General features: G+C 68.5%; 24 protein-coding genes. 12 read left to right on the top strand and 12 right to left on the bottom strand.

Annotated elements, in window-relative coordinates; all coding sequences use genetic code 11:
* Positions 1-76: 76 nt before the first annotated feature.
* The 4 genes from C1737_RS13150 to C1737_RS13135 all read left to right on the top strand — a co-directional run bounded on the left by C1737_RS13150 (position 77) and on the right by C1737_RS13135 (position 4671).
* Positions 77-1372, top strand: coding sequence for a fatty acid desaturase (locus tag C1737_RS13150; protein ID WP_068098009.1), 1296 nt, complete (start codon positions 77-79; stop codon positions 1370-1372).
* A gap of 95 nt (positions 1373-1467) precedes the next feature.
* On the top strand, positions 1468-2532 hold the full coding sequence (locus C1737_RS13145) for an AraC family transcriptional regulator (protein ID WP_102418603.1): 1065 nt from the start codon (positions 1468-1470) through the stop codon (positions 2530-2532).
* Between the two features lie 76 nt (positions 2533-2608).
* Positions 2609-4105 (top strand): NAD(P)/FAD-dependent oxidoreductase, encoded by a 1497-nt coding sequence (locus C1737_RS13140; RefSeq protein WP_102418602.1) that lies wholly within the window; start codon positions 2609-2611, stop codon positions 4103-4105.
* Positions 4106-4134: 29 nt separating this feature from the next.
* A complete protein-coding gene (locus tag C1737_RS13135) occupies positions 4135-4671 on the top strand; it encodes a hypothetical protein (protein WP_068098010.1) in 537 nt (178 codons plus the stop codon).
* Here the strand turns inward: C1737_RS13135 and C1737_RS13130 are convergent.
* On the bottom strand, positions 4668-5627 hold the full coding sequence (locus C1737_RS13130; protein WP_369807526.1) for a helix-turn-helix transcriptional regulator: 960 nt from the start codon (positions 5625-5627) through the stop codon (positions 4668-4670). The genes C1737_RS13135 and C1737_RS13130 overlap by 4 nt on opposite strands.
* Between C1737_RS13130 and C1737_RS13125 the strand changes: the two genes are divergently transcribed.
* Positions 5617-6681, top strand: a complete 1065-nt coding sequence (locus tag C1737_RS13125) for an aldo/keto reductase (protein WP_102418601.1) — start codon at positions 5617-5619, stop codon at positions 6679-6681. The genes C1737_RS13130 and C1737_RS13125 overlap by 11 nt on opposite strands.
* A 142-nt stretch (positions 6682-6823) precedes the next feature.
* Positions 6824-7921 (top strand): amidohydrolase family protein, encoded by a 1098-nt coding sequence (locus C1737_RS13120; protein WP_102419931.1) that lies wholly within the window; start codon positions 6824-6826, stop codon positions 7919-7921.
* A 40-nt stretch (positions 7922-7961) separates the two neighbouring features.
* On the opposite strand, the gene C1737_RS13115 is transcribed toward C1737_RS13120, so the two are convergent.
* From C1737_RS13115 to C1737_RS13105, 3 genes are read right to left on the bottom strand one after another with little or no spacing between them, the layout of a single operon-like run.
* A complete protein-coding gene (locus tag C1737_RS13115) occupies positions 7962-8453 on the bottom strand; it encodes a DUF302 domain-containing protein (RefSeq protein WP_068098012.1) in 492 nt (163 codons plus the stop codon).
* Positions 8450-9538, bottom strand: a complete 1089-nt coding sequence (locus C1737_RS13110) for an NmrA family NAD(P)-binding protein (protein WP_102418600.1) — start codon at positions 9536-9538, stop codon at positions 8450-8452. Before C1737_RS13110 ends, C1737_RS13115 begins: the two co-directional genes overlap by 4 nt.
* 5 nt (positions 9539-9543) lie before the next feature.
* Positions 9544-10719, bottom strand: a complete 1176-nt coding sequence (locus C1737_RS13105; protein WP_068098014.1) for an acetyl-CoA C-acyltransferase — start codon at positions 10717-10719, stop codon at positions 9544-9546.
* Positions 10720-10813: 94 nt separating this feature from the next.
* Here C1737_RS13105 and C1737_RS13100 point away from each other — a divergent pair, with 94 nt between their 5' ends.
* Complete coding sequence (locus tag C1737_RS13100; protein ID WP_102418599.1) at positions 10814-11287, top strand: helix-turn-helix domain-containing protein; 474 nt, start codon at positions 10814-10816, stop codon at positions 11285-11287.
* Here the strand turns inward: C1737_RS13100 and rsgA are convergent.
* Complete coding sequence (rsgA, locus tag C1737_RS13095; RefSeq protein ID WP_102418598.1) at positions 11274-12254, bottom strand: ribosome small subunit-dependent GTPase A; 981 nt, start codon at positions 12252-12254, stop codon at positions 11274-11276. The genes C1737_RS13100 and rsgA overlap by 14 nt on opposite strands.
* A complete protein-coding gene (gene aroA, locus C1737_RS13090) occupies positions 12251-13543 on the bottom strand; it encodes a 3-phosphoshikimate 1-carboxyvinyltransferase (RefSeq protein ID WP_102418597.1) in 1293 nt (430 codons plus the stop codon). The genes rsgA and aroA overlap by 4 nt, the downstream gene beginning before the upstream one ends.
* Before the next feature lie 44 nt (positions 13544-13587).
* Here aroA and C1737_RS13085 point away from each other — a divergent pair, with 44 nt between their 5' ends.
* Positions 13588-14349, top strand: a complete 762-nt coding sequence (locus C1737_RS13085; protein ID WP_102418596.1) for an SOS response-associated peptidase — start codon at positions 13588-13590, stop codon at positions 14347-14349.
* A gap of 6 nt (positions 14350-14355) precedes the next feature.
* On the opposite strand, the gene C1737_RS13080 is transcribed toward C1737_RS13085, so the two are convergent.
* From C1737_RS13080 to C1737_RS13070, 3 genes are all read right to left on the bottom strand, one after another.
* On the bottom strand, positions 14356-14607 hold the full coding sequence (locus C1737_RS13080; protein ID WP_067918912.1) for a hypothetical protein: 252 nt from the start codon (positions 14605-14607) through the stop codon (positions 14356-14358).
* 63 nt (positions 14608-14670) lie between these two features.
* A complete protein-coding gene (locus C1737_RS13075; RefSeq protein ID WP_102418595.1) occupies positions 14671-15159 on the bottom strand; it encodes a YbaK/EbsC family protein in 489 nt (162 codons plus the stop codon).
* A gap of 13 nt (positions 15160-15172) precedes the next feature.
* A complete protein-coding gene (locus C1737_RS13070; RefSeq protein ID WP_102418594.1) occupies positions 15173-16021 on the bottom strand; it encodes an NAD(P)-dependent oxidoreductase in 849 nt (282 codons plus the stop codon).
* A gap of 305 nt (positions 16022-16326) precedes the next feature.
* On the opposite strand from C1737_RS13070, the gene C1737_RS13065 reads away from it, so the two are divergent.
* Positions 16327-16974 carry a sigma-70 family RNA polymerase sigma factor gene (locus C1737_RS13065; RefSeq protein WP_068098025.1) on the top strand — a complete coding sequence of 216 codons (648 nt, stop codon included), beginning with the start codon at positions 16327-16329 and terminating at the stop codon, positions 16972-16974.
* Positions 16971-17273, top strand: coding sequence for a mycothiol system anti-sigma-R factor (gene rsrA / locus C1737_RS13060; protein WP_067926816.1), 303 nt, complete (start codon positions 16971-16973; stop codon positions 17271-17273). Before C1737_RS13065 ends, rsrA begins: the two co-directional genes overlap by 4 nt.
* 6 nt (positions 17274-17279) lie before the next feature.
* Here rsrA and C1737_RS27510 read toward each other — a convergent pair whose 3' ends face one another.
* On the bottom strand, positions 17280-17354 hold the full coding sequence (locus C1737_RS27510) for a 50S ribosomal protein bL37 (protein WP_011728008.1): 75 nt from the start codon (positions 17352-17354) through the stop codon (positions 17280-17282).
* Positions 17355-17561: 207 nt separating this feature from the next.
* On the opposite strand from C1737_RS27510, the gene C1737_RS13050 reads away from it, so the two are divergent.
* Positions 17562-17777, top strand: a complete 216-nt coding sequence (locus C1737_RS13050) for a biotin/lipoyl-binding carrier protein (protein WP_067926821.1) — start codon at positions 17562-17564, stop codon at positions 17775-17777.
* A gap of 52 nt (positions 17778-17829) precedes the next feature.
* Positions 17830-19329 carry a sensor histidine kinase gene (locus C1737_RS13045; protein ID WP_067926813.1) on the top strand — a complete coding sequence of 500 codons (1500 nt, stop codon included), beginning with the start codon at positions 17830-17832 and terminating at the stop codon, positions 19327-19329.
* 69 nt (positions 19330-19398) lie between these two features.
* On the opposite strand, the gene whiB1 is transcribed toward C1737_RS13045, so the two are convergent.
* Positions 19399-19653, bottom strand: coding sequence for a transcriptional regulator WhiB1 (gene whiB1 / locus C1737_RS13040; RefSeq protein ID WP_007168139.1), 255 nt, complete (start codon positions 19651-19653; stop codon positions 19399-19401).
* Positions 19654-19935: 282 nt separating this feature from the next.
* A complete protein-coding gene (locus C1737_RS13035; RefSeq protein ID WP_102418593.1) occupies positions 19936-20907 on the bottom strand; it encodes a diacylglycerol kinase family protein in 972 nt (323 codons plus the stop codon).
* Between the last annotated feature and the right edge of the window lie 72 nt (positions 20908-20979).

Raw genomic sequence — 20979 nt, 5'->3', positions numbered from 1 at the left:
CGGATTCGTAGGTTACGATAGCGTAGGTCTGGATCTGGTTTTCGACCCGAAACATCGACCGTAGGGAAGGAAGACGATGGCGATCACCGACGTCGACGTATTCGCCCATCTGACGGACGCCGACATCGAGAGCCTGGCCGTTGAGCTGGACGCCATCCGCCAGGACATCGAAGACTCTCGCGGCGAGCGGGACGCCCGCTACATTCGCCGCACCATCGCAGCGCAGCGCGCGCTGGAGGTATCGGGCCGGCTGATGCTGGCCGCGAGTTCCCGCCGCTCGGCGTGGTGGGCGGGGGCCGTCACCTTGGGCGTGGCCAAGATCATCGAGAACATGGAGATCGGCCACAACGTCATGCACGGCCAGTGGGACTGGATGAACGACCCCGAGATCCACTCCTCGACCTGGGAGTGGGACATGAGCGGGTCGTCCAAGCACTGGCGATTCACTCACAACTACGTGCACCACAAGTACACGAACATCCTCGGGATGGACGACGACGTCGGCTACGGCCTGCTGCGCGTCACCCGGGACCAGCGCTGGAAGCGCTTCAACCTGTTCAACCTGGTCTACAACACCATGCTCATGCTCCTGTTCGAGTGGGGCGTCGGCCTGCAGCACGTGGAGCTCGGCAAGATCGCCAAGAGGCGGATGGACCAGGACGACGCCCGGCAGCGGGTCGACGAGTTCCTGGCCAAGGCGGGCCGGCAGGTGCTCAAGGACTACGTCGCGTTCCCGGCGCTGACCGCGCTGTCACCCGGGGCCACGTACACCTCGACGCTGAAGGCCAACGCGGTGGCCAACGTGATCCGCAACGTGTGGGCCAACGCCGTCATCTTCTGCGGCCATTTCCCCGACGGCGCGGAGAAATTCACCAAGACCGACATGGTCGGCGAGACCAGGGGTCAGTGGTACCTGCGCCAGATGCTGGGCAGCGCCAACTTCGAGGCCGGGCCGGTGCTGCGGTTCATGAGCGGCAACCTGTCCCACCAGATCGAGCACCACCTGTTCCCGGATCTGCCCAGCAACCGGTACGAGGAGATAGCGGTGCGGGTGCGTGAGGTGTGCGACAAGTACGACCTGCCCTACACCACGGGCTCCTTCCTGGTGCAGTACGCCAAGACGTGGCGCACGCTGGCCAAGCTGTCGCTGCCGAACTCCTACCTGCGTGACAGCGCCGACGACGCGCCGGAGACCCGCAGCGAGCGCATGTTCGCCGAGCTGGAGCCCGGCTTCGCGGGCACCGACCCGGAGACCGGCCGGCGCCGCGGGCTGAAGACCGCCATCGAGACCGTGCGTGGGTGGCGGCGCGCCAAGCGCGCGCAGCGGGATGCGCGGCGGGCCAACGGCGGTGCCGACGGCCTGGCGGCCTAACCCTTTTCGCCGAACGTGTACTGAGGGCGAGATTTCGGGCCGATTCTCGCAGTGAGTGCACGTTCGGCGCACCGCCGTTCGCCATACTGGGATACGTGCAGGTCTTCGTCGGGTCCCAGGTTTCCCACTGGGACTTCCCGAGGAGCACGACCAGCGTCGCGTTGATGGCCGAGTTCGGTTCCCGCAACGGGCTTGCCGTAGCGGACGTCCTCGAAGGGACCGGTCTGTCGGAGGCCGACCTGCGCGACCACGAGCGGATGATCGTCGGGCGCCAAGAGCTGACGGTCGCGACGAACCTGGTGAACCTGCTGGGTGACGCTGCCGACCTGGGGGTGCGGGTGGGCGACAGCTATCACGTCGGGTCGCTGGGCATCTTCGGCTTCGCCTGCCTCACCAGTTCGACGCTGGGTGATGCCGTCCGGTTCGCGGCCCGGTTTTACGAGCTCAGCTACGGCTTCGGCCTACCGACGGTCACGGTGGACGGGCCGGTGGCCGCGATGCGGCTCGACCTGCCCGGCCTGACCGGTCCGGTCGCGGAGTTCCTGGTGCGGCGCGACCTGGTCGCGATCGCCCGGGTCATGGCGGAAATGCTGGGCCGCCCCGTCCCGTTCACCTCGATCGAGTTCGCGGGCCCCGCGCCGTCGTCGGGTGATGCGTTGGCGTGCAAGGCATTCGGCGTGGCGCCGAGTTACGATGCGCCGGCCAATGTGGCACGTTGGCCGGCCGCGCTGCTGGACGACCCGCTCCCGCGCGCTAGCGCGAGCAGCGTCGCCGTGTGCGAGCAGCAGTGCCGCGCCCTGCTGGAGCGCCGCAGGCAGCGGACCGGCGTCGCCCGGCGGGTGCGTGAGCGACTGGCGTCGATCGACGGCGAACCCCACACCATCGGGGCCGTCGCGCGGCAGTTGGCGATGAGCGAGCGGACGCTGCGCCGGCGGCTGGCCGAGGAGAACACCACGTTCCGGGACCTGGCCGAGGAGGTGCACCGGGTCCTCGCCGAGGAACTGCTGGCGACGGGCGCGTTGTCGGTGGAGGACGTCGCGCTGCGGCTGGGCTACGCCGAGGCGACGAGTTTCATCGCCGCGTTCAAACGGTGGACGGGCACAACCCCGGCGCGTTATCAGCGTTCGGTCGCGCCGCGGGCCCGCCTGGCCGCCGGCTGAATCGTGGCCGGAATCATGGATTTGCCGACCGCAATCGGCTGCCGGCGACCTGCCGCCCACCCCTAACCTGTGCTTCATGACTTCGACCATCCGCAAGCCTCGCGTGCTGGTGATCGGCGCCGGCTTCGGTGGCCTCGCCGCCGCCTACGAGCTCTCCCGCGACGGCCTGGCCGATGTGACGGTGCTGGAGAAGGCCGACGACATCGGCGGCGTCTGGCGGGAGAACACCTACCCCGGCGCGGCCTGCGACGTGCCGTCGAACCTGTACTCCTACTCCTTTGCCCGCAAGACCGACTGGGGACGCCGGTACGCCGAGCAGCCCGACATCCTCGGCTACATCCACGCCGCCGCCGACCGGTTCGGCCTGCGCGACCTGGTGCGCACCGGGATCGAGGTCACCGCGGCCCGCTACGACGACGGCACCGCCACGTGGCGGGTGGAGACCGCGTCCGGTGAAGTGTTCGAGGCCGACGTGCTGGTGCCCGCCGTCGGCCAGCTGTCGCGGCCGGCGTTGCCGAACATTCCGGGGCTGGACACCTTCGCGGGCCCCTCGTTCCATTCGGCGCAATGGCGCCACGACGTCGACCTGGCCGGCAAGCGCGTCGCCGTGCTCGGCACCGGTGCGTCCGCGATCCAGTTCGTCCCGCGTATCCGCGAAACCGCCGCGCGTGTCACCGTCTTCCAGCGCTCCGCGCCGTACGTCATCCCCAAGCCCGACCGCGCCTACACCGACGCCCACCACGCCGCGTTCCGGAACGTGCCCGGGTTCGCCGCCGCCATGCGCGGGCTGATCTGGGAGATCTCGGAGTTCTTCGGCCTCGCGCTGACCAAGGTCGCCCCGCTCGCCTGGTTGATCGGCGTGGTCGCATCGGCGAACCTCAAGCACCACGTCAAGGATCCGGTGCTGCGGGCCAAGCTCACGCCCGACTACCCGGTCGGCTGCAAGCGCCTCCTGTTCAGCAACGACTGGTATCCGGCGCTGGCCAGCCCCAACGTCGACGTCGAGACCGAGGCGATCACCGAGGTGACGCCCACCGGGGTGCGGACCGCCGACGGCCGGCTGCATGAGGTGGACGTCGTCATCTACGGCACCGGGTTCAAGGCCACCGAATTCCTGGCCCCGATGACGATCACCGGCCGCGACGGGCGGGACCTGCACGCCGAGTGGTCCGACGGGGCCCGCGCCCATCTGGGCATGGCCGTGCCGGGCTTCCCGAACATGTTCCTGATCTACGGGCCGAACACCAACCTCGGCAGCAGCTCGATCATCCTGATGATGGAGCAGCAGGCCCGCTACATCCGCCAGCTCACCGAGGAGCTTGCCCGCGGAGGTGTGGCCCGCGCGTTCGAGGTCCGGCGCGCCGTGGAGCAGGCCTACGACGCCGAGGTCCAGTCCCGCCTGGACGCCGGCGTGTGGACCACCTGCGACTCCTGGTACCGCACCGCCTCCGGCCGCGTCACCACCAACTGGCCCGGCCTGGTGCACGAATACCAGCGCCGCACCCGCACCGCAGTGCTCGCGGACTACGAGGTGGTCCTGCCCGAGCGCGCGGCCAAGAAGGTCGGCGCCTAACGCCGCGGCCGGGGACTACGCTCGGAAACATGCTCGCAGCGTTTGGATTCGAAACCATGGGTGTGGTCGTCGGGGACATGTTCTTCGTCGACCCGCGCCCGCTCGAAGGCCAGGAGACCCCGGAGCGGGGAGTCAGATTGGAACTGCGCCTCGTCGACCGGGACGAGCCGCAGGGATCGATCTATGCCGGCGTCCCGATCGGCTTCAACCGGCCGGTGTGGCGGGTGGACCTGTTCGGCTCCACCGAGAGCCCGCCCGGGACGCTGGACCGGGCCCATCACCACCCCCGGTTCGACGGGTGGGAGCCCGGCCGCCGGCATTTCGTCCCCGAGCTGTCGGCCGACCCGGTGGGCTGGCTGGCCGGGCAGCTGGCCGACCCGGCCGCCGTGTTGGCCCGGGCGGGCGTCGACCCCGACCAGGTCAGCGAGGCCGACAAGGCCGGGCTCGCCGCCGCGGCCCCGGAGATCGTCGCCGCGGTCAAGCGGATGCTCGACGGCGTGCGCGACGGGGAGTTGGCCCCGTCGCCGGCCGAGCCGGTCGCCGCCGCCCGCACCGGCTGGCTTTAGTTCACGAGCTGCTCTAGCGCCGACTTGCTCTCGGCGTTCGCGGCGCGGCAGATCATCAACCGCTGGTCCGTATCTTCAAGCGGCATGAGCACTTCGAAGTGCACTGCGATCACGCCGACTTCGGGGTGTCGCATCACCTTTTCTCCGCGGCCGTTCACCTTCACGTCTCGCTCGGCCCACAAGCGGGCGAATTCGTCGTCACCGGAGATGAATTCGGCGATGAGATCGGTCAGCGTCCGATCGTCCGGGTGGGCGGCCCACGCGGCGCGGAGGTGGGCGACCCCCTCCCGCACGACGCGTCGACGGTCGACATATAGCTCGCGTATTTCCGGATGCATCAGGCATAGCCACATCGAATTGCGCTGCGGCGGCGGTAGGGCATCGAAATCCGTGATCAGCTTCGCCATTTCGCCGTTCCAGGTCAGGATGTCGAAGCGGTGGTTCATCAGCATGGCCGGCATTGGCGACAGGTCGCTGACCAGCTCTGCCAGTGGCGGCGCCGCAGCGGTCGCCGGGCTGTCGGCCTTGCGTGGGCGCTGCTGGGTCAGGTCGAAAAGGTAGGCGCGTTCGTCTGGAGCTAGGCGCAGCGCCCGGGCCAGCGCCTCCACGACATCCGCTGAGGGCCGCAGCCCGCGGGCCTGTTCCAGCCGCACGATGTAGTCGACACTGACCCCGGCCAGTTCGGCGACCTCTTCGCGCCGCAATCCCGACGTGCGCCGCGATTGCCGGCGCGACGGCAGGTCGAAATCATGCGGGTCCAGGCGTTCGCGTCGACTCCGCAGGAACGCGGCCAGCTCCTGTGTCCTATCCACCGTCTGGGTCATCACATGGGCGTGCAACAGCCAAGGTGGGACTGGTGTTCCCAGGAAGTTCTCTCCCTTACCCATCGTGCGCCCCGGCCGCAGGCTTGTTGTCGACGACGCAAACAAGCGCAGGAGGACGTGAATGACGCTCAACCTTGACACCTATCGGCTGCTGGGCCGCTCCGGGCTGCGGATCTCACCGCTGGCGCTGGGGACGGCGACCTTCGGCACCGAATGGGGTTGGGGCGCCGACCGAGAAGAGGCACGCAAGCTCTTCGACCTGTACGTCGGGCACGGCGGCAACTTCATCGACACCGCCAACACCTATACCGACGGCAGCTCCGAACGTCTGCTGGGTGAGTTCACCCGCGAGAACCGCGAAAGCTTGGTGTTGGCAACGAAATACACCACGCTCCGCCGCCCCGCCGACGCGAATTCCGGGGGCGCTCACCGCAAAAGCATGTTCGCATCGGTGGAAACCAGCCTGCGGCAGCTGAATACGGACTACATCGATCTGCTTTACCTGCACGTGTGGGACTTCAGGACGCCGGTCGAGGAGATCCTGCGCGGCCTGGACGATCTGGTCCGGCAGGGCAAGGTCTTGTATGTGGCGATCTCCAACGCCCCGGCCTGGCAGGTGTCCCGCATGCAGGCGATCGCCGACCTGCGTGGCTGGTCACCGCTGGTCGCGCTGCAGATCGAATACAACCTGATCGAGCGCACCGGGGAGCGGGACCTGATCCCGATGGCACGCGAGATGGGTTTGGGTGTGATCCCGTATTCGCCGCTGGCCGGCGGCGTGCTCAGCGGCAAGTACAACCACGGCGACCTGACCGGGCCGAACGGCGCTTCTGGCGACGGCACCCGCAAAAGCTTCAACTTCGCCCTGGGCGCACTCACCGAGCGCAACCTTGCCATTGCCGATGTCGTGAAGGAGGTCGCGACCGAGCTCGACCGCACACCGGCCCAGGTCGGACTCGCCTGGACCCTGCAGAACCCGGGCGTGACGGCACCGATCGTCGGTGCCCGCACCGCCGCTCAGCTCGATGACAATCTGGGCGCCCTCGAAGTCGACTTCACGACCGACCAGCTTGGCCGCCTCGACCAGGCCAGCGGGATCGAACTCGGGTTCCCGCACGACGTACTCGCCAGCGATCACATCCGTACCGTGACAGCTGGCGACCTGAAGATTGAAACGCGCCGCTGATGCCGGAGCCGCCGCCCCGCTGAGCAACTTGGGGCTGGGCTGGGAAATATAACCGGACTGAAGTCCGGTTATATTGGTATGCGGCCCCGTGGCCCATGGGCGCCCGCCCCGAAACCCTGCAGCTGAGGAGGTGCGGTCCGTGATGTCGCCGGTACCGTCGGCGGAAGCACCACAAGCATTCCCCGACAACGACTTTCAGGTGTCGCGGGTGATCGCCGTCGAGGAACACGCCTGGACCGCCGAGCTTCGGGAGGCCCTGGTCGAATTCGGCGGGGATGACACCGTCACCTGGCTCAGTAGTCCCGACATCGTCAGTCATCGGCTGCTCGACCTCGGCGACGAACGGCTGGACCGCATGGACGCCGCGGGCGTTGATGTCCAGGTGCTGTCAATCACCACTCCCGGCACGCAACCGCTGCCCGCGGAGTTGGCCGTGTCCCTGGCCCGCGACGCCAACGACGTGCTCGCCGACGCGGTCCGGCGCCGGCCAGACCGCTTCGCGGCGTTCGCCACCCTGCCCACCCCGGATCCCGATGCCGCCGCCGACGAACTGCGCCGCTGCATCCTCGAACTGGGCTTCGTGGGTGCGATGGTGTTTCCCCGCACCGGGCCAACCCTGCTCGACCACAGCAGTTTCCGGCCGATCTTCGAGGCCGCCGCCGAGCTCGGGGTACCGATCTACATCCATCCCGGGATACCGCCCGCCGCCGTACGCGAAGCCTGTTACGGCGGCTTCGGCTTCGGGACAAACCTCATGCTCTCCACCGGCGGGTGGGGCTGGCACGCCGAGGCCGGGCTTGCCGCGTTGCGGCTCATCCTCGCGGGAACCTTCGACCGCCACCCCGACCTGCAGATCATCCTCGGCCACTGGGGCGAGATGATCGTCTCCTTCGCCGATCGCGCCGATGCGCTCAGCAATACCGACAACGGCCTGGACCGACACGTCCTCGACTACATCACCGACAATGTGTACGTCACGGCCGGTGGCGTGTTCAGCCACCGCATGCTGCGACAAACCCTCGACGTGTTGGGGCCGGATCGCCTCATGTTCGCCCAGGATGACCCGTACAGCAGCGCGCTCGGACAACGACGTCCGGACCTCCTCGGGGCGGCCGCCGGCTACCGCGACGCTCGCGCCTTCATCGACTCCGCACCGCTGAGCGCCGAGGATAAGTCCAAACTGGCCCACCGCAACGCCGAGCACCTACTGCTGGGCCGCGGGGAACCGCCGAAATCCTGAATGCTCACAACGCAGGGACAGGTCGGGCGGCGTTGGCGGGTCACCAACCGCCGGTCACCTTTTCGGCCAGCGCCGCCAGTTTGGCGTCGAGTTCTTGTGCGGCGCCGAGCAATTCAGGATTGGGTTCGACGACCATCAGCGACGACGGCTTGACGTAGGTCAGGCTGCTGCCGGCCGGCTCGTCGGTGATCAGCAGCTCGACCGGGGCGAACAGGCCGGCGGTCAGGTCGTGGCGCAGCATCGTGATCGCGATCAGCGGGTTGCCGAGGATGACGCGGACCACCCTGCGATCGATGCCGGCCTTGGTGATCCACGCGCCGTGGTCGAAGACGCCGAACAGCATGAATCCGCTTGGGCCCGCGTGGGGTTCGATGCGCTCCCGATAGGAGTCCCAGTCGCCGGTGCTCGTCGCGATGTCGTTGACGGGCACCGGCCGCTCGCCGATGTCGGCCAGCAGCGCGGCGAGCAGCTCGTCGTAGCCCTTGGTGCTGTCGTAGCGCACCCGCACGCCCTCGAAAACAGTCTCGGTCATAATTTCCCCGTCCTTCGATCCTCACCAATCTTGAGGATCGGAGTCCGGTTCTCCGGTTGAACCCGCTCCCACAGGCCGCCTTTCCCCAGCGCCCTTCCCAACCGGTCTTCTCTGCGGAACCATTCCTCGGCACTCCGGATCCGGTTCGGGTGGATTTGATCGAGTAGGTCGTAATCGCGTTTGACGACTCCGTATTTCCACAGATTCCAAAATCCCGTGAAGTTGTCCCGGACGGTCATGGTGCTCTTGTCGCTGGGGTCCGCGTTGTACCCGGCAGGCGCATCCGCCCTCCTGCTGAGGGGGCCGTTCTGCCAATACTCGTCTAGATCGGTGTCGATGTACCGCGCCGGGTGTCCGGTGACCTTCTCGAACGCCGCAGCAAGGTCCGCATAGGTGATGTGGTCCACAGCGACTTCGAGATCGAGGCCCTTCGCGCGCTCGGGATGGTCGAAAAGCCAACGGACATAATATCCGCAATCTTCGAGAGCCACATGGGGCACCGCGCCCTCGCCAAGCGGGACCCGCCACGTCAAGACACCGTCCTCGACGGTAGGCGTCATCGGCGTCCCGGGCGAGATCACCATCTCGATGTAGGGACCCGTCGTGAAGACCGCCGCCCCCATCCGGTCACCATTCACCCGATTCTGGAAGAGGATCCATTCGCCCACCCGGCCCTTGCCGTCATAGTGGCCGGTACGGAAGCGGGAGTCGTATCCCGACTTCTTGAGCCCGTAATCGAGGTTTCCATAGACGAAGAATTTCACTCCCTCTTCGATGGCTATCTCGTAACTGCGGATCGCCCAATACATCTCGGTCTTCTCACCGGTGTTGAATCCGTCGATGTTGACGAATGCCGCATCACAACCGCGGAAACCCTGCCGCAGATTCGCTTCGTCGGCGAATGAGCCTTCCAATACGGACACGTTGTCGAGCCCGAGCAGCTCCTTCGCTCGGCGGGAGTCGGGGTCGCGGCTGAGGAATCGAACGGAGTACCTCTTGTCGGCGACCAGGGCACGGATGATGGGCATGCCCTGAGCGCCGGTGCCGCCGATGACAAAGACGCTCGAGATGCTGGGCGACGACATCGCCGTCAGCCCAGCCGCTCGATGATCGTCGCGTTGGCCATGCCGCCGCCCTCGCACATCGTCTGCAGGCCGTAGCGGCCGCCGCGCTGCTCGAGCGCGTTGACCAGCGTGGTCATGATGCGCGCGCCGCTGGCACCCAGCGGGTGGCCGATCGCGATGGCGCCGCCGTTGACGTTGGTCTTGGCCAGGTCGGCGCCGGTGTCGTGCGCCCAGGCGAGCACGACGGGCGCGAAGGCCTCGTTCACCTCGAACACGTCGATGTCGTCCAGCGTCAAACCGGCCCGCCGCAGCACCTTTTCGGTGGCCGGGATGACCCCGGTCAGCATGTACAGCGGGTCCGAGCCCACTACGGTGGTGGTGTGGATGCGGGCCAGCGGGCGCAGGCCGAGCTTCTCGGCGACCTCGCTGGTGGTGATCAAGACCGCGGCGCTGCCGTCCGAGAGCGGCGAGGAGTTGCCGGCGGTGATCTCCCACTTGATCTGCGGGAAGCGGGCCGCCATCGCCTCGCTGTAGAACGCGGGCCGCAGCCCGGCCAGCGTCTCGACCGTCGTGCCGGGCCGGATGAATTCGTCGGCGGCAAGGCCGGCGATCGGAATCAGCTCGTTGTCGAACAGGCCGTCCTTGGTGGCGCGCGCGGCCTTGTCGTGGCTGCCCGCGGAGAACTCGTCGAGCTGGGTGCGCGAGAAGCCCCACTTCGCCGCGATCAGTTCGGCGCTGATGCCCTGGGGCACCAGGCCGTCGGGGTAGCGCCGCGTCATGTCGTCACCGAACGGGTTGCTGCCCGGCAGCACCGAGGTGCCCATGGGGACGCGGCCCATCGACTCCACGCCGGCGGCGACGACCAGGTCGTAGGCGCCGGAAATCACGCCCTGCGCGGCGAAGCTGATGGCCTGCTGGCTGCTGCCGCACTGCCGGTCGATCGTGACCCCGGGGACCGTCTCCGGGAATCCGGCGCCCAGCAGCGCGTTGCGGGCGATGTTGACCGCCTGGTCGCCGACCTGCGCGACCGCGCCGGCGATGACGTCGTCGATCTGGACCGGGTCCACACCGGTGCGCGCCACCACTTCCCGCAGGCTGTGGGCAAGCAGGTCGGCCGGCAGCACGTCGTGCAGGGCGCCGGTGGGTTTGCCCTTGCCGATGGGCGTGCGGACGGCTCCGACGATGACGGCGTCGCGGGTCATGGCTCCTCCTCGAGTCCTGCAGCCTAGGTATAGACCGCTGTACCCAGATAAACATCTAGGTACACTAAACGCAACCCAGATCGGGAGGTGATCTATGACACTGCTGCAGGGGCCGCTGGCCGATCGCAATGCCTGGTCCGCCGTGGGCGAATGCGCGATCGAGAAGACGATGGCGGTGGTGGGCACCAAGTCCGCGATGCTGATCATGCGCGAGGCCTATTACGGCACCACGCGTTTCGACGACTTCGCCCGCCGGGTGGGCATCACCAAGGCCGCCACGTCGGCGCGGCTGTCCGAACTGGTCGAGCTGGGGCTGCTGAAACGCCAGCCGTATCACGAGCCCGGCCAGCGCCGCCGCGAGGAATACGTGCTCACCCCGGCCGGCACGGACTTCATGCCGGTGGTGTGGGCGATGTTCGAGTGGGGCCGACGCCACCTGCCGGGACGCAACCGCCTGCGGCTCACTCATCTCGGGTGTGGCGCCGAGGCGAGCGTCGAAATCCGTTGCGCGGAAGGCCATAAGGTGCCGCCCGACGAGCTCGGCATGCGGCTGGCTAAGTCTGGTTGAGCGCGCCCAGCAGCCGGCGCGCGGCGGCCACCCGGCGGGCGGCGGGGCCGGACAGCGCGTCGAGCGCGCACTCCGGGTCGGCCGGAGGCCCCATGTGTCCGCAGCCGCGGGGACAGTCCTCGATCGCCTCGGCGAGATCCGAGAAGGCCATCAGCACGTCGTTCGGCGCGATGTGCGCCAGCCCGAACGAGCGGATGCCCGGGGTGTCGATCACCCAACCCGACGTGGCCAGCGGTAGCGCGACCGATTGGGTGGAGGTGTGCCTGCCCCGGCCGATGTCGGTGACCTCGCCGACGGCCCGTTCCGCCTCGGGCACAAGGCGATTCACCAACGTGGACTTGCCCACGCCGGAATGCCCGAGCAGCACGGTGATCTTGCCGGCGAGCAGGTCGGCGACCGCGAGCAGCGGATCGTCGCGGCCCGCGGCGACCACCGTCAGGTCCAGGTCCACGAACTGCCCGGCGAACGGCTCCGGGGGGGCGAGGTCGGTCTTGGTCAGGCACAGGATCGGCGTCAGCCCGCCGGCGTAGGCGGCGATCAGCGCCCGGTCGACCAGCCCGGTGCGCGGCGGCGGGTCGGCCAGCGCGACCACGATCAGCAACTGGTCGGCATTGGCGACCACCACGCGTTCGGTGGGATCGGTGTCATCGGCCGTGCGCCGCAGCACCGTTCGCCGTTCCCCGCGCCGCACGATGCGGGCCAGGGTGTCGGTGCGCCCGGACACATCGCCGACGACGTCGACATCGTCACCGACCACGATCCGGGTCCGGCCCAGTTCCCGGGCCCGCATCGCCGTGACCCGCCGAGCGGGGTCCCCGCCGAGGACGCACCCCCAACGTCCGCGGTCGACGCTGACCACCATCGCGGCCTCGGCGTTGGCGTGCCCGGGACGAGTCTTGGTGCGCGGTCGCGAGCCCCTGCCGGAGCGGACCTTGACGTCGGACTCGTCGTAATCGCCGGGCTTCAAATATCGGACCCCAACATTCGCGCCCACAGCTGCGGAAACTCGGGCAGCGTCTTGGAGGTGGAGCCGATGTCGTCCACCTGGACCCCGGCCACCCGTAGCCCGACGATCGCGCCCGCCATCGCCATCCGGTGGTCGGCGTAGGCCCGCCAGGGGCCGGGCCGCAGCGGCGTCGCGGTGATCACCAGGCCGTCGGGTGTTTCGGTGCAGTCACCGCCCAGGCGGTTGATCTCGGCGCTGAGCGCGGCGAGCCGGTCGGTCTCGTGGCCCCGCAGGTGGCCGATGCCGGTGAGGCGCGACACCGATCCCGGCTTTGCCAGCGCGGCCAGCGCCGCCACCGCCGGGGTCAGTTCGCCGACGGCGCGCAGGTCGACATCGAAACCGGGGTAGCCGTCGTTGTCGGCGCAACCCTGCACCTCGAGAAACGAGTCATCCTGCGAGACAACGGCATTCAGCTTAGCCAGCACGGTCAGGATGTGGTCGGCGGGTTGCACGCTGGCCGCGGGCCAGCCGTTGATGCGCACCGTTCCGCCGGTGACCACGGCCGCCGCCAGGAACGGCACGGCGTTCGTCAGGTCGGGCTCGACCTCCCAGTGCCGGGCCGCCACCGGGCCGGGGCGCACCCGCCAGCGGTTGGGCACGGAATCGTCGACGTCGACCCCGGCCTGCCGCAGCATCTGCACGGTCATCGCGATGTGCGGCGCCGACGGCAGTGTCGCGCCGGTGTGCTGCACGGTCAGGCCCTCGGCGAACGACGGCGCGCACAACAGCAGCCCCGACACGAACTGTGACGACGCCGAGGCGTCGATGGCCACGGTGCCCCCGGCGACCGCTCCGCTGCCGTGCACCCGGAAGGGCAGGCCCGCACCCTCGATCGGCACGCCCAGACCGCGCAGGGCGTCGAGCAGCGGCGCGATGGGCCGCACGCGGGCTTGCTCGTCGCCGTCGAACTCCACCACCGCCTCGGCCAGCGCGGCCAGCGGCGGGACGAAGCGCAGGACCGTGCCGGCCAGGCCGCAGTCCACCCGTGCGCCGGGTCCCGGCGCGATGCGGCCACTGACCGTCAGCTCGGACCCGCTGCCGTCGACGCGCAGGCCCAGGGCGAGCAGGGCGCCGATCATCAGGTCGGTGTCGCGGCTGCGCAGCGCCCCGCTGATGGTCGGGGTGCCGTTTCCCTGCGCGGCGGCCAGGGCGGCCAGCACCAGCGCGCGGTTGGTCTGCGACTTCGAGCCCGGAACGGTCACGGTCGCGTGCACCGGTTTCGGCGCGCTGGGGGCCGTCCACATACTCACGCGTCCATCATGGCGTGTCACCGACTTCTGCCACCATGGAAGGTATGTGTGGACGGTTCGCGGTCACCACCGATCCGGCGCTGCTGGCCCAGAAGATCAAGGCGATCGACGAGGCCACCGGCACCTCCGAGGGCGCCGGGGCGCCCAACTACAACGTGGCCCCCACCTCGACCATCGCGACCGTCGTCAGCCGGCACACCGACCCCGACGACGAGCCCACCCGCCGGGTGCGGCTGATGCGCTGGGGCCTGGTGCCCCCGTGGGCGAAGGCCACCGCCGAGGGGGCGCCCGAGACCAAGGGGCCCATGCTGATCAACGCGCGCGCGGACAAGGTCACCACCTCGCCCGCGTTCCGGTCGAGCGCCAAGTCGAAACGGTGCCTGATCCCGATGGACGGCTACTACGAATGGCGCGTCAACGACGCGGTCGCGGGCAAGAAGTCCCGCAAGACGCCGTTCTTCATGTACCGCGAGGACGGCGAGCCGCTGTTCATGGCCGGGCTGTGGTCGGTGTGGAAGCCTGCCAAGGACGCGTCGCCGCTGCTGAGTTGCACCATCATCACCACCGACGCGCCCGGCGAGCTGGCCGAGATCCACGACCGGATGCCGCTGGTGGTGCCCGAGCGGGAGTGGGATCGCTGGCTGGACCCCGACGCCCCGATCGACGAAAAGCTGCTCAGCCGTCCGCCCGACGTACGCGGCATTCGCATGCGGGAGATCTCCACGCTGGTCAACAACGTGCGCAACAATGGGCCCGAGCTACTCGAGCCGGCCGGCCCGGAACCCGAGCAGGCCCGCCTTCTTTAGGCTGCTCTAGTTGCTGAGGACCAGCTTCCAGTTGCCGTTGACGTTGCGGTCCGGAATGCACCAGAAGTTGTTCCAGTTGCCCGGTGTCGAGGCCTTCACGCCCGGCCCGGCGTCCTGGCAGGCCTGACGGGTCGGGTAGTTGCCCTCGGTCTGAATCGTGTCGGCGTTGGCGCTGCCCACACCGGCGGTCATCAACCCGGAAAAGGCCAGCACACCGGCGGCGACAATCGTCGCACCGCGGGATCGCTTCGTCGTCATGGCGGGAGCGTAACGCCACGGCGAGAAATCGGCCCGGTTTTCACCATGGCGTTACGCCCGCGGCTACGCCTGGATGCCCGCGGTAATCGCATTCGTCAACCGGATCAGGTCCTGCGGTGACACCCCGACGTCCCAGCCGCGGCGCCCGGCGCTGCAGTACACCCGATCCCAGGCCTGCGCGCCCGCATCCACGACGGTCGGCAGGGCCTTGCGCTGCCCGAATGGCGACACGGCGCCCAGCACGTAGCCGGTGGCCCGCTCGGCGGCGGCGGGCTCGGCCATGCTCGCCCTGGCCGCCCCGAGCGCCGCGGCGGCCGCCTTCAGCGAAAGGCGGGCCGGCACCGGCAGAATCGCGACCGCCAGGTCGCCGGGGATCGCGATGACCAGGGTCTTGTAGATCTGCTCGGGCGCGATGCCACGCTCTTTTGTCAGCGCGTGCACCGCCTCGTCGCCGAACGAGCGTGCCCGCGGATCGTGATCGAACCTGACAACCTGGTGCGGCACACCGGCTTTCGTCAGCGCCGCCAGCGCCGGCGTGGCGGCGCGGGCCACCGCTGAGCCCCCGCTAGGGACCGGTGTATCCCGGCGGGTTCACGCCGTCGACCCAGAAGTCGACGCCGAGCTCGCCGCCGGGCACGCAGTTGTACACCGACAGGTCGGTGACGCCGGACTCCACCAGCACGTCCTCGCACAGCAAGGTGTTGCCGGTGTACTCGCGGGCGGGCTTGTTGAGGATGACGTAGGCCGCGTCGGAGTACACCTCCGGCTTGCGGGCGCGTCCCATCGCCTCGTCGCCGCCGAGCAGGTTCTGCACCGCGGCGGTGGCCACCAGCGTCCGGGGCCACAGCGTGTTGGACGCGATGCCCGCCTCGCGCATCTCCTCGGCGATCCCCAGCGCGCACAGGGTCATGCCGAACTTGGCCATCATGTACGCGGTCGGCTTGAGCCACTCCTTGCCGAGCAGCACCGGCGGGGACAGCGTCAGGATGTGCGGGTTCTGCGCGGCCTTCAGGTGCGGGATGCAGGCCTGCGACACCGCGTAGGTGCCGCGCACCTGGATCCCGTTCATCAGGTCGAACCGCTTCATCGGCACCTCGGTGATGGACCCCAGGTTGATCGCCGAGGCGTTGTTGACGCAGATGTCGATGCCGCCGAACTGCTCGACGGTCTTGGCCACCGCGGATTCGACGGATTCCGGATCGCGGACGTCCCCGACGATCGGCAGGGCCTGCCCGCCCGCCTCCTCGAGCTCCTTGGCGGCGGTGTAGACCGTGCCCGGCAGCTTGGGGTGCGGTTCTGCGGTCTTGGCGATCAGGGCGACGTTGGCACCGTCTTGTGCGGCGCGTTTGGCGATCGCCAGGCCGATACCGCGGCTGGCACCGGAGATGAACATGGTCTTGCCATTCAGGGACATGGCGTCACATTAACGTCCGGCCGCGCGCGCCCGGACCGGGGGACGGGCGGCCCCGGATTCGGTGGGAATGAGCACGTCGGCCGCCGCTGTTGAAGCAAGCGGTCTCTGATGTTATGGGGCGCACCCGGGCAGACACTGTCGGTGCCAGCCTCTAGATTGGGAGGAGCGGTTTGGTGTCAGCGGCGACGAGCCTGTTGGACCGTCCAATGGGTGGTGCCGAGCAGTTGGCTTGCTTTCCTGCAAGCCCGGTGGCGCTTTCAGTGCCGCCCGGCGACACCGCAGCAGAAGGGACCGGGGTTATCGAGATGGCCGACACAGACGGCGCGACAGCACGCGAGCTTCCCGATCCCGCCCCGCAGGAGACGGACGCGGAGCTGATGGCGCGTTTCGAGCGCGACGCGATCCCCCTGCTGGACCAGCTCTACGGCGGCGCGCTGCGCATGACGCGCAATCCGGCCGACGCGGAAGACCTGCTGCAAGAGACGATGGTGAAGGCGTACGCGGGGTTTCGTTCCTTCCGGGCGGGCACCAACCTCAAGGCCTGGTTGTACCGCATCCTGACCAACACCTACATCAACAGCTACCGCAAGAGGCAGCGCCAGCCGGCCGAGTACCCGACCGAGGAGATCACCGACTGGCAACTGGCGTCCAACGCCGAGCACTCGTCCACCGGGCTGCGCTCGGCCGAGGTCGAGGCGCTCGAGGCGCTGCCCGACACCGAGATCAAGGAGGCGCTGCAGGCGCTGCCGGAAGAGTTCCGGATGGCCGTCTACTACGCCGATGTCGAGGGCTTCCCCTACAAGGAAATCGCCGAGATCATGGACACACCCATCGGGACGGTAATGTCACGGCTGCACCGCGGCCGCCGTCAACTGCGTGGGTTGCTGGCTGACGTGGCCAAGGAGCGGGGCTTCAACCGCGGCCACCAGGCGCACGAGGAGGTGTCGTCATGAGCGAGTTTTCCAGCCCGAGCGACACGTGCCCCAACGACGACGCTCATGGCGCCGTCGGCTGCGCCGAGGTGATCCGGCAGGTCTGGCTCCTGCTCGACGGGGAATGCACGCCCGAATCGCGGGACCAGCTGCGCCGCCACCTCGAAGCGTGCCCCGGCTGCTTCAAGCACTACGGCCTCGAGGAACGGATCAAGGCGTTGATCGCCACCAAATGCCGGGGTGAGAAGGCGCCGGAAGGCCTGCGCGAGCGGCTACGGCTGGAGATCCGGCGGACCACCATCATCCGCGAGAGGCAGTAACGGTCCTCAGGCGTTGGGCCGCTTGCCGTGGTTGGCTTTGCTGTGCTTGCGGTCGCGCTTCTTACGGCCTCGTTTGGCCATGGTCGAATCCTCCGTTGATTGGTCTTTGATCCGGGCGCCCGGCGCCCGTGAGCCTGCCGCACAGTCTCTCACGGAAGTCGACGGCGGCGACAACGGCCCGTGCGCCGCGGCCGGAAGCGCGGTCCTGTGGTTCGATATACACCGAGCCTGACGGAAGCTTGATGACCAGCAGCCGGCCTCGCAATGGCCGAAACGAGTGGGGTGAAGATGGCCGAGGATGTCCGCGCCGAGATCGTGGCCAGCGTGCTCGAAGTCGTGGTGAGCGAGGGTGACCAGATCGGCAAAGGCGACGTCGTGGTCTTGCTGGAGTCGATGAAGATGGAGATTCCCGTCTTGGCCGAGGTCGACGGCACCATCAGCAAGGTGAGCGTCTCGGTGGGCGATGTCATCCAGGCGGGCGACCTGATTGCCGTGATCAGCTAGCCCCCGAAACAGTTGGACCCGTCCGTTGCCGGGGATGCCCGGGGAGTGAGTGATGTCGACGCTCGGTGATCTGCTTGCCGAACACACCGTGCTGCCCGGTAACGCCGTGGACCACCTGCACGCGGTGGTGGGGGAGTGGCAGCTGCTGGCGGACCTGTCGTTCGCCGACTACCTGATGTGGGTTCGCCGCGACGACGGCATGTTGGTGTGCGTGGCGCAGTGCCGGCCCAACACCGCGCCCACGGTGCTGCTCACCGACTCGGTGGGCAGTGTCGTCGCCGCCGACCGGCTGGCGCTGGTGGCCGGGGCTTTCGAGTTCGGCGCGCCACAGCGCAATTACGATGCGGGCCAAGAGGATTCGCTGCTGCCCGGCCCACACGTCGAGGCCTCGCCGGTGCGGTACGGCGGCAGCGTGGTGGCCGTGCTCACCCGGCATCAAACCGCGGGCGCGGCCGACCGCACGTCCGGCCAACTCGAGACCGCCTACCGGGAGTGTGCGAGCGACCTCGTCCACATGCTCGCCGACGGCACCTTTCCCGACGTGGGGGATGTCGTCATGTCCCGCTCCACGCCCCGGGCGGGCGACGGTTTCATCCGGCTGGACGTCAACGGCGTCGTCGCGTACGCCAGCCCCAATGCCGTGTCGGCCTACCACCGGATGGGCCTGACGAGCGAGCTGGAGGGCCGCAACCTGGTCAAGGTGACGCGGCCGCTGATCTCCGACCCCTTCGAGGCCCAGGAGCTGGCCGAGCACGTGCTCGACCTGCTGGCCGGCGGGAAGAGCATGCGGATGGAGGTCGACGCCGGCGGCGCCACGGTGCTGCTGCGGACGCTGCCGCTGGTGGTCAACGGTGGTGGCGCCGGGGCGGCGGTGCTGATCCGCGACGTCACCGAGGTGAAGCGCCGCGACCGGGCGCTGATCTCCAAGGACGCCACGATCCGCGAGATCCACCACCGGGTGAAGAACAACCTGCAGACGGTGGCGGCGCTGCTGCGGCTGCAGGCCCGCCGGACGGTCAACGCCGAAGGGCGTGAAGCCCTGATCGAGTCGGTGCGGCGGGTCTCGTCGATCGCCCTGGTGCACGACGCGCTGTCGATGTCGGTCGACGAACAGGTGAACCTCGACGAGGTGATCGACCGGATCTTGCCGATCATGAACGACGTGGCGTCGGTGGACCGGCCGATCCGGATCAACCGGGTCGGTGACCTGGGTGTGCTGGACTCCGACCGCGCGACGGCCCTGATCATGGTGATCACCGAGCTGGTTCAGAACGCGATCGAGCACGCGTTCGACCCGGCGGCCGAAGCCGGGTCGGTGACCATCCGCGCCGAGCGGTCGGCCCGCTGGCTCGACGTCGTCGTCCACGACGACGGCCGCGGGTTGCCGGAGGGCTTCAGCCTGGAGACGTCCGACAGCCTCGGCCTGCAGATCGTGCGGACGTTGGTGTCGGCGGAACTCGACGGCACACTGGGCATGCGCCAGGCCCCGTCCCGCGGCACCGACGTGGTGCTGCGGGTGCCGATCGGTCGGCGGACGCGCCTGGCGTTGTAGGCGCCGCGCGACCCACACAATAGTGCGGCCCCGACTTTCGTCGAGGCCGCACTATTTGCTCTGACTGGGTCAGACTCCGCTACGGGCCTTCGTCCGGGCATTGCGACGCTTGAGTGCGCGCCGCTCGTCTTCGCTCATGCCGCCCCAGACGCCCGAGTCCTGGCCGGTGTTCAGGGCCCAGGACAGGCAATCCGTGGTCACCGGGCACCGATTGCAGACCAGTTTCGCGTCAGCGATCTGCGCGAGCGCCGGGCCGCTGTTCCCTACCGGGAAAAACAGCTCCGGGTCCTCGTCACGACAGACCGCCTTGTGGCGCCAATCCATACGTTCTTACTCCTCACTGAGTGCGCAGCAAGGCGCACGGCCAATTTTCTTCGGCTGTTAACGCGTGCACAAGAAAAGGGTCCGTACCCCTATCTAAATTTCTGCATGCAACCTTTTGATCGTTTCACAGGCTCAACAGAAGTCAATAGCACCGAGTTAGCTCGTGGGCTATCTCACTTTGATCATTCCGTAGCCGAGCCCTTACACAGTTGTACTACACTGACTGGCCACTCTTGCGGAAAAGCTTCGTCTGTTGGCCCGCGGCGGCTTCGTCGCCGCAGCTCAGAGCGGATTTTTTCGAGGCGGCGCGACGACGGCCAGCGCGTCCGGCACCGCCCGGTACGTCATGGTTTCGCGCACCCCGAGGTAATCCCCGTCGAACTGGCAGGCGACCGGGCCGCCGGTCGACGTGACACGCACGCAGGGGACGTCGTCCGCGGTGATGAGGTGGTCGAACTCGAACTTGGGCCGCTTGGCGAACATCTGCCGCACGATCCGCAGGGTGGGGATGGTTTTCATGGTGGTGGGCGCGAAAACCCCCAGGCCCGTCTCGAAGGTGCAGCCGGGATTGGTCCAAACCGGCCGGTCGTTGGCGAACGTCCAGGGGCTGGAATTGGACACGAACGCGAAGCTGACCCCGGTGACGGGTTCGCGGCCGGGCAGTTCAAGGGTGAGCATCGGTTCACGGCGGGTGTAAGCCCACACGGCGGGTATCGCCGCGCGGATGTAGCGCCACGCGGTCACCTTCCCGCCCTTGTCGCGTTCGGCCTCGACCGCGGCGACCACTTCCGCGTCGACACCCATCCCGGTGTTGAACACGGCCCACCGCTCGCCGCAGTCGATCAGGCCGATGCGGCGCCACGTGTGGTGGCGGTGGTAGTCGTCGAGCAGCTGGATGAGCTGGTTGGTGGCGGCCACCGGATCCCGGGAGATGCCCAGCGACCGCGCCAGCACGTTCGCCGAACCGCCGGGGACCACCGCGACCGCCGGCACCGGACCGATCGGTCCAGAAGCGGCGCCGGGACGGCCGAGCAGGCCGTTGACGACCCCGCTGACGGTGCCGTCGCCGCCGTGCACCACGACCAGGTCGACGCCGTCCGCGACCGCCTTCTCCGCGAGTTCGGTGCCGTGACCGCGGTGATTGGTGTGTTCGACGGTGAGCTGCAGGCGGCTTTTGAGCGCGTGCGCCAGCAGGTCGCGACCGGCCGGGGTGGTGGACGTGGCTGTGGGGTTCACGATCAGCACGGCGCGCATGAGGCACGAGCTTATGCGGGAGCCTTAAGGCGACGCTGTGGGGAACGCCCCGGCGCCGCGGGTGACTACGCT

The sequence above is a fragment of the Mycobacterium sp. 4858 genome (assembly GCF_900240975.1).
In the GTDB taxonomy this organism is placed as follows: domain Bacteria; phylum Actinomycetota; class Actinomycetes; order Mycobacteriales; family Mycobacteriaceae; genus Mycobacterium.
The sequence above is the reverse complement of the archived record's forward strand: the minus strand, read 5'-3'. Positions and strand labels throughout refer to the sequence as shown.